This window comes from Actinomycetota bacterium (assembly GCA_030682655.1).
Classification (GTDB): Bacteria; Actinomycetota; Coriobacteriia; order Anaerosomatales; family JAUXNU01; genus JAUXNU01.
On the sequence record JAUXNU010000083.1, the window covers coordinates 1 to 2,135 of the forward strand.

Annotated in this window: 3 protein-coding genes; all 3 read right to left on the reverse strand. The window is 65.4% G+C overall.

The window, feature by feature from the left end; genetic code table 11:
- Window positions 1-560: aminotransferase class V-fold PLP-dependent enzyme (locus Q8K99_04980; GenBank protein MDP2181908.1), on the reverse strand; the 560-nt coding region annotated here is incomplete at its 3' end.
- 20 nt (window positions 561-580) lie between these two features.
- The gene (locus Q8K99_04985) at window positions 581-1,732 is read right to left on the reverse strand and encodes an FAD/NAD(P)-binding oxidoreductase (protein MDP2181909.1); all 1,152 of its coding nucleotides are present in this window, start codon (window positions 1,730-1,732) and stop codon (window positions 581-583) included.
- 34 nt (window positions 1,733-1,766) lie between these two features.
- The gene (locus Q8K99_04990) at window positions 1,767-2,114 is read right to left on the reverse strand and encodes a DsrE family protein (GenBank protein ID MDP2181910.1); all 348 of its coding nucleotides are present in this window, start codon (window positions 2,112-2,114) and stop codon (window positions 1,767-1,769) included.
- Window positions 2,115-2,135: the final 21 nt, after the last annotated feature.

The following is a 2,135-nucleotide window of genomic DNA, read 5'->3' on the forward strand; positions in this document are numbered from 1 at the left end:
ACGCGCGTCGGTATCTTGCCGACGGATTGTGCGGCATCCGTGTGAAGCAGGACGCCGGAGGCGCGGCAGACGTCGGCGATCTGGGTGATGGGCTCTATCGTCCCCATCTCGTTGTTGGCGTGCATCACGGAGACGAGAATCGTGTCCTCCGTGATCGCCGCCTCCACCGCGGCGGGGTCGACCAAACCTGTCGAATCGACCGGAAGGACGGTCAGCTTGGCCCCAAGTCGCTCGAGGAAGCGACACGGCTCGATGATCGCCGGGTGTTCGACGGCGGTCGTGATGATGTGTCCACGACCGCCCTTTGCGTAGAAGACGCCCTTGAGCGCGTGGTTGTTCGCCTCGGTGCCACCGCTCGTAAAGACGACTTCGCCCGGTGTGCAGCCGAGGAGATCGGCGACTTGGGCCCGCGCGTTTTCCACGGCCTCCCGCCCGGGGCGACCGGCCCAGTGCGTGCTCGAAGGGTTCCCGTAGGCGGACGCAAGGTACGGCTGCATCGCCTCACGCACCTCCGGGGCGATGGGAGTGCTCGCGTTGAAATCCAAGTAGATCTGTTCCATGCGTCGCACCTCCGGAGTGCTCAGAACCACCGCCACAGCCACCAACGCTCGAACAGCACCTTGTTCAGGTGGTTCAGCCGGCTGGGACGGCCGATCTTCAACGCCGGCTTCGGCTCGGCGTAGAAGTCCCCGGACCCGTATCCGGCGACAGACCCCCCTGTCTCGATCCAGCACATGCCGTTGCCGTCGAACGCGCCCGGCTCACCGCGTCCGTTGATGTCGGCTGCAATCGTCTTCGCGACCGCTTCCGCCTGGTGGTGCGCGAACACGCCTGCCTTGGGAAGCGGCAGGCCCATCGGGAGCTTGATCATCACCGCGTCGCCGATGGCCCAGAGGCGCTCGCGGTCCATGGCCATCGTGTGCGGATCCGCGACCGACAGCCACGCTCCCGGCTCGGCAAGCCCGGAGTCCGCGCAGAATCGAGGAAGGCGGTGGGGTGGGACGCTCACGATGAGGTCTGCTGTCACCCGCTCCCCGTTCTCGAATGTGACCTCGCGGCCCCCTGGGTCGATTCCGGCGACCTTCATCTGCGGGTGGAAGTCGATGTCCTTGGCGGCAAGCATCGACTTCACGGCGTCGCCCATCTCCTTGCCAGCGACCGGCATGGGCTGGGGCTCCCAGGTGTAGACGGCGATCTCGCTCTTTGTGCGCACGCTGCGCTGCCGGAGCGCCCAGTCGATCTGCAGCGCCGCCTCATAAGGTGCAGCCGGGCACTTGTAGGGCATCCCCACGACGAGGACGGCGACCTTGCCTCCGGAGAACCGGGCGAGCGCATCGCGCAGTGCGACCGCCCCATCCAAGTTGAACGGGGTGAGCGAGATCTCCGCCAGGCCGGGCGATGTTTCCGGCGCCAGCTCGGCGCCGGGAGCGAGGATCAGGTAGTCGTAGCCGTACTTGTCGCCTCCGGACGTAAGATGGCCGGTCGTCGTGTCGATGCCCTCGACAGCGGCGTTCACGTAGCGGATGCCCTTGCTCTCCAGAAGAGACAGCGGCCTCGACACCTGCTCCGGCGTGCGCTTACCTGTCATCACCCAGAGGAACGACGCCTGGAATCGGTGGTGCGTGTCACGGTCGAACAGGACGACTGAGTGCTCTGTGCCCAGTGCACGGCGCAGCTTGTTCGCGGCCACGACCCCTCCGGAACCGCCGCCGACGATCGCTATCGTGCTCATGAGAACCTCTCCTTCTCCGGTTGTCGGCCGAGGCCTAGAACACCAGCACCTTGTCGGCGGCTATCGTTCGCTCGGTAAGCTCCGCCAACGAGCTGCGGGCTGTGCCCTCCATCAGCTCACTGGCTTCAAGACCCCGTGCATCCATGCAGGTGCCGCAGAGCAGGACATGGCCCTTTCGGACGATGGGTTTGAGCATCCGTCCCAGGTTGTAGTAGCCGTCGGGTGTCTTCTGCCCAGCCTTCGCGCAGAAGACGGCGTCGGCCATGAGGAAGACGTCGACCTCGCTGTCCTCGCTCTTGAGAAGAGTGGCGGCGAGTCTCAGTCCGCTGTAACTGCGTTCCGTTCCATAGGGCGGATCGTTCAACACGAACAGGTAGCGCATGTGCTGTCCCCTCTCGCTACA